This is a genomic window from Intrasporangium sp., from assembly GCF_040414665.1.
Taxonomy (GTDB): Bacteria; Actinomycetota; Actinomycetes; order Actinomycetales; family Dermatophilaceae; genus Intrasporangium.
Window position 1 is genome coordinate 1 of sequence record NZ_JBEDUL010000131.1, and the last position, 5,621, is coordinate 5,621.

6 protein-coding genes are annotated in these 5,621 nt (G+C 69.4%); 2 read left to right on the top strand and 4 right to left on the bottom strand.

Going from position 1 to position 5,621, the window contains the following annotated elements; all coding sequences use genetic code 11:
• Together ABF401_RS13630 and ctaC are read right to left on the bottom strand one after the other, a co-directional pair.
• Positions 1-1,371: cytochrome c oxidase subunit I (locus ABF401_RS13630; protein WP_353510107.1), on the bottom strand; the 1,371-nt coding region annotated here is incomplete at its 3' end.
• The gene (ctaC, locus tag ABF401_RS13635; RefSeq protein ID WP_502908244.1) at positions 1,371-2,294 is read right to left on the bottom strand and encodes an aa3-type cytochrome oxidase subunit II; all 924 of its coding nucleotides are present in this window, start codon (positions 2,292-2,294) and stop codon (positions 1,371-1,373) included. The genes ctaC and ABF401_RS13630, both read right to left, overlap by 1 nt.
• Positions 2,295-2,422: 128 nt before the next feature.
• Here ctaC and ABF401_RS13640 point away from each other — a divergent pair, with 128 nt between their 5' ends.
• Positions 2,423-3,604 (top strand): cysteine desulfurase family protein, encoded by a 1,182-nt coding sequence (locus ABF401_RS13640; RefSeq protein WP_353510109.1) that lies wholly within the window; start codon positions 2,423-2,425, stop codon positions 3,602-3,604.
• Positions 3,601-3,873 (top strand): sulfurtransferase TusA family protein, encoded by a 273-nt coding sequence (locus ABF401_RS13645; RefSeq protein WP_353510111.1) that lies wholly within the window; start codon positions 3,601-3,603, stop codon positions 3,871-3,873. The genes ABF401_RS13640 and ABF401_RS13645 overlap by 4 nt, the downstream gene beginning before the upstream one ends.
• Before the next feature lie 12 nt (positions 3,874-3,885).
• On the opposite strand, the gene aat is transcribed toward ABF401_RS13645, so the two are convergent.
• Both aat and ABF401_RS13655 read right to left on the bottom strand, forming a co-directional pair.
• Positions 3,886-4,560 carry a leucyl/phenylalanyl-tRNA--protein transferase gene (gene aat, locus ABF401_RS13650; RefSeq protein ID WP_353510112.1) on the bottom strand — a complete coding sequence of 225 codons (675 nt, stop codon included), beginning with the start codon at positions 4,558-4,560 and terminating at the stop codon, positions 3,886-3,888.
• Positions 4,561-4,569: 9 nt separating this feature from the next.
• Positions 4,570-5,556 (bottom strand): carbohydrate kinase family protein, encoded by a 987-nt coding sequence (locus ABF401_RS13655; protein WP_353510113.1) that lies wholly within the window; start codon positions 5,554-5,556, stop codon positions 4,570-4,572.
• Positions 5,557-5,621 lie beyond the last annotated feature (65 nt).

Here is a 5,621-nt window from a genome sequence, read left to right on the forward strand (position 1 = left end):
GCCCTCGATCCCGAGCCAGTGCTGGATGAGGAAGGTCGTGTGGAAGCCGAGGAAGAGCATCCAGAAGTGGATCTTGCCGAGCTTCTCGTCGAGCATCCGGCCGGTCAGCTTCGGCCACCAGAAGTAGAACCCGGCGAACATGGCGAACACGACGGTGCCGAAGACCGTGTAATGGAAGTGCGCCACGACGAAGTAGCTGTCCGACAGATGGAAGTCGAGGGCGGGGCTGGCCAGGATGACACCGGTCAGTCCACCGAAGAGGAAGGTCACGAGGAAGCCCATCGCCCAGAGCATGGGCGTGTCCATCGAGACCTTGCCGCCCCACATCGTGCCGATCCAGTTGAAGAACTTCACGCCTGTGGGCACGGCGATGAGCATGGTCATCACGGCGAAGAACGGCAGCAGCACTTGGCCTGTGACGTACATGTGGTGCGCCCACACGCTCGTGGACAGCGCGGCGATGGCGATCGTCGCGAACACCAGGGTCTTGTAGCCGAAGATCGGCTTGCGCGAGAAGACCGGGATGACCTCGCTGATGATGCCGAAGAAAGGCAGCGCGATGACGTACACCTCGGGATGGCCGAAGAACCAGAAGAGGTGCTGCCACAGCATCGGCCCGCCGTTCTCCGGGTCGAAGATGTGCATCCCGAACCGGCGGTCACCACCGAGCGCGAAGAGCGCCGCAGCGAGGACGGGGAAGACGACGAGGATGAGGATCGAGGTGATCAGCACGGTCCAGGTGAAGACCGGCATCCGGAACATCGTCATGCCCGGGGCGCGCATGCACACGATCGTCGTGATGAAGTTGACCGCGCCGAGGATGGTGCCGAAGCCGGCAAAGGCAAGGCCGAAGACCCACAGGTCGCCGCCGAGCCCGGGGCTGTAGCTCTGGTCCGACAGGGGCGCGTAGGCGAACCAGCCGAAGGAGGCCGCGCCCTGCGGGGTCAGGAACCCCGCCGCGGCGATGAGCCCGCCGAAGAGGTAGAGCCAGTAGGCGAACATGTTGAGGCGCGGGAACGCGACGTCGGGCGCCCCGATCTGCAGCGGCATGAGCGCGTTCGCGAAGGCGGCGAAGAGCGGCGTCGCGAAGAGCAGCAGCATGATCGTGCCGTGCATCGTGAACAGCTGGTTGAACTGGTCCTTGGTGTCCACGATCTGCAGCCCGGGCGAGACCAGCTCGGCCCGGATGATCAGGGCCATGATGCCGCCGAGCATGAACCACAGGAACGAGGTGATGAAGTAAAGGTTGCCGATGACCTTGTGGTCGGTCGTCGTCACCCACTTGATGAAGGTGCGTCCCTTGATCTCGGAGCGCGGCGTGACCGGGGCGGTCGTGGTGCCCGCCGCGGTGCGGTCTGCGGTTGTGGTCATCAGTTGCTCCCACCACGAGCAGGTTCGGGGATGAGTTTTTCGTCGCCCTTGACGAGCTTCTCACGGCTGGCGTCGACGGGGATCTGGCCGGTCTGGCCGATCTGGGCCAGGTGGGCGATGTGCTGGTCGTACTCCTGCTGCGTCACGATCTTGACCATGAAGAGCATCTCGGAGTGGTAGGCGCCGCACAGCTCGGCGCACTTGCCCTGGAACTCGCCGGTCTGCGACGGCACGATCTGCATGCGGTTGGTCTTGCCCGGGATCATGTCGAGCTTCGTCATGAAGGCGGGTACCCAGAAGCTGTGGATGACATCACGCGAGTTGAGCACGAACTCGACCCGCTTGTTCACCGGGAGGTAGAGCACGGGCATGGTGTCCCGCGCGCCTTCCTGTCCCGTCAGGTTCGTGTGGACCCCGGAGTCGTAGACGTCGGAGTCGACGTAGTTGAAGTCCCAGCTCCACTGCTTGGCGACCACGCTGATGGTGACGTCGGGCGTCTTGCTCACGTCGGTGAGCGCTGCCTCGTCACGGGCCGTGTAGTAGAAGAACACGGCGACCATGAACACGGGGATGATCGTGTAGAGCAGCTCGACGGGCACGTTGTAGCGCAGCTGGACGGGCAGCGCCTCGTCCCCCTTGCGGCGGCGGAACCGGATGGCGGCGTAGAGCATGAGGCCCCACGTGATGACCCCGACGCCGAGCACCGCGATCCAGCTGCCGACCCAGAGGTCGGTGACTCGCTTACCGCTGTCCGAGATCGCCTCGGGCATGAACCCGTGGGAAAGCTGACCCTGACAGCCGGCGAGCGCCAGCGCGCTCACCGCCACCAGACCCGTGACGCGCAGTCCCCTGCGTCGGCCGGACCGCACCGGCGGCGCGGCGGTCATCACCGGGGTGTCTTCGTGCTCAGGCACCAGGTGCACCTTTCATTCCGTCTCCACACCCAACAAAGCCAAAAAGGGCAACGCCCAATGGGCGCATGCGTGCTCCTTGCGGAACCCTACCGCCATGCCACCCGTCATGTCCGGCAGGGTCCGGATAACGTTGCGGTGTGGCGAAAGAGTCCCTCATCGGCACGTCTCGACGCCTCCTCGACGCAGCGTCCGGCCCGCTCCACCCGGTGGCCCGGGAGACCCTCGTGGCGGCGCTGGAGGCCGGCTGGGCGGACCCGGCCCGCCTCTACGCCGAAGGCCGCCGCGCCGGCGCGCTCCTCGCGCGCGCCCGTGAGGTCATTGCAGCCGGGCTCGGCGTCCGCCCGCCCGAGGTGACCTTCCTGCCCAGCGGCCCGACCGCGCTGGCCAGGGCCGTCGACGGGGTGCTGTATGCCGCTGAGCGCCGCGGCGCTCGCACCGTGGCCTCCGCTGTCGAGCACTCCGCCATCCTCGTGCCCGGACGCGGCCGGGCGGCGCGGGCAGCCGACGCGACCCGGTTCGCCGAGGTACCGGTGACGGCGACCGGAGCCGTCGACCTCGATGCCTGGGCCGCGGCGGTGAACGTCCCGGGCACGGTGGCCGCAGCCCTCCAGCACGCGAACGGCGAGGTCGGCACTCGGCAGCCGCTCGCGGAGGCGAGGGCGGTGACCGAGCCCAGCGGCATACCCCTCATCGTGGACGCCACCGCCTCGCTGGGTCGCGACGACGTGCCGACGGACTGGGACGTGCTCGTCGGGGACGCCCGGTCGTGGGGCGGCCCGCCCCTCGGGGTCCTCGTCGTCCGTGAGGCCACCCGCTGGCGGTGGCCCGACGCACGGGCCGACGTCGAGGCGGGCCGCGCCGACGTGGCACCGTGGGTCCCGCTTGCCCTCGCGGCGGCTGAAGCGTGGCAGCAGACGGCCGCAGTGCGCGAGGACGACGGGCGTGAGGCTCGTGCGCTCGTCGACCGGGTTCGCGACGCTGCGTCAGCGGTACCGGACACCGAGGTCGTCGGCGATCCCGTGGACCGCCTGCCGCACATCGTGACCTTCTCGAGCCTCTTCGCCGATGGGGAGGCCCTCGTGGGTGCACTCGATCGCCAGGGTCTGGCCGTCGCGAGCGGCTCGGCGTGCACCTCCAGCACCCTCGAGCCGAGCCACGTCCTCGCGGCCATGGGAACGCTGACCCACGGGAACGTCCGGATGACGCTGCCCCTCAAGGCCGTTAGCCCGGGGCGCGCCGATGACGTCGAGGCGCTCTGCGCGAGTCTCGTGCCGACGATCGAGGCGGTCCGTGCAGAGCTCGGGGTGGCGGGGCTGTGAGTGGCGACGGGTCGGATCCCGGATCGGGCGAGCACGTCGTGGACGCCCGCGGCAAACGGTGCCCGATCCCCGTGATCGACCTCGCGCGCCACGTCGCCGCGCACCCGACAGCGCGGCGGGTGCTCGTCCTGGCGACCGATCCGGCCGCCGCCCACGACATCCCGGCGTGGTGCCGGATGCGGGGACACCGGTTCGTCGAGGAGCGCTCGTCCGGGGACCACACCGTCTACATCGTCGAGCTCATCGACCCGGACGACCGGGCACCCTAGCCGTTCCGGCCCTCAGGCCCACAGCGCGGGCAGCGGTGCCTCCAACGCCGCGGCGAGCAGGCGTCGGTACTCGTTCCTCGGCACTTCCGTGACGCCGAGGGTGGCCAGGTGGTCGGTGCGCCACTGGACGTCGACCAACCGGCGCACGTCGCAGTCCTCCGCGAGCAGGCGGTGCAACCCGACGAGCGAGACCTTGGAGGCGTCCCGCACGAGGTGGAACATCGACTCGCCCGCGAAGAGCCCGCCGATGGCCACCCCGTAGAGGCCACCGACGAGCCGGCCCTCCTGCCACGTCTCGATGGAGTGCGCCCAGCCGGCCTCGTGCATCCGCAGGTAGGCCTCGACGATCTGCGGGGTGATCCAGCGCCCGGTGCGTCGCGGGTCGGCGCAGGCGAGCACGACCTGCTCGAAGGCCGTGTCCACGCGCACCTCGAATCGGGAGAGCGACTTGCGCAGCGACTTGCTCACCTTGAGGTCGCCGAGGCGCAGGATCCCGCGAGGGTCCGGTGACCACCAGCCCAGCGGATCACCTCCGTGGTCGCCGATCCCCATGGGAAAGGCGCCGATGGTGTAGGCCTCGTAGAGCGTCGCGACGCCGAGGTCGGCGCCGATCCCGATGAGGTCTTCCCCGGGAGGCACCCGGTCCAGGTCGAAGTCCCACGGGGTGGGCGGCGGAGGGGTCGGCACAGCCGCGGGTCAGGGTCGCTCGCAGTCGATGTGTGGGCCGATCTCCGCGGCCGAGTCGTCGCCGTACGCCTCCGCGAGGCGGTCGAGGAAGCCGGCCTTCCTCAGGGAGTACTCCTGCGTCCCGACCGTCTCGATGACGTACGTCGCGAGCATCGCGCCGAGCTCGGCGCACCGCTGGACCGGCAGCTTCGATGCCAGACCGGTGAGGAACCCTGCCCGGAAGGCGTCCCCGACGCCCGTCGGGTCGGCCTTGCAGACCTCGCGGGCAGCACCGATGTGGATCGGCTCCTCGCCCCGGACCCGGACCGTGACGCCGTCCTTGCCCTGGGTCTTGACCTGGACGCGAACCCGGGCCGCGAGCTCCTCGTCGCTCCAGCCGGTCTTCTGGCAGGCGATCCCCGCCTCGTACTCGTTGGTCAGGAGGTACTCGGCCCCGTCGATGAGACGCCGGATGCCGTCGCCGTCGAGGAAGGCCAGCTGCTGGGAGGGGTCCGCCGCGAAGGGGATGCCGCGCGTGCGGCACTCGTCCGTGTGACGCTGCATCGCGACGGGGTCGTTGGCGCCGATGACGACGAGGTCGAGCCCTCCGACGCGGTCCGCGACGGGCCCGAGCTCGATGTCCCGCGCCTCCGTCATGGCGCCGGCGTAGAACGTGGCGATCTGGGCCATGTCGCGGTCGGTCGTGCAGATGAACCGTGCGGTGTGCTGGGACTGCGAGTAGTGGACCGAGGCGCAGTCGACGCCATGCCGCTCGAGCCACGAGCGGTAGTCGGTGAAGTCCTCCCCCACCGCTCCGACGAGGATGGGGCGCTGGCCGAGGGACGCCATCCCGAAGGCGATGTTCGCCGCCACCCCGCCACGACGGACCTGGAGGTCCTGGGTCAGGAAGGAGAGGGAGATCTTGTCCAGCTGCTCGACCACCAGGGAGTCCGCAAAGAGCCCCTCGAAGGTCATCAGGTGGTCGGTGGCGATGGAACCGGTGATGGCGATCTGCACATCGCAAACCTAGCGTGCGGGGGCGGGGCTGGACCGTCGCACCTCTGCCCCCGCGCGGCGACCGC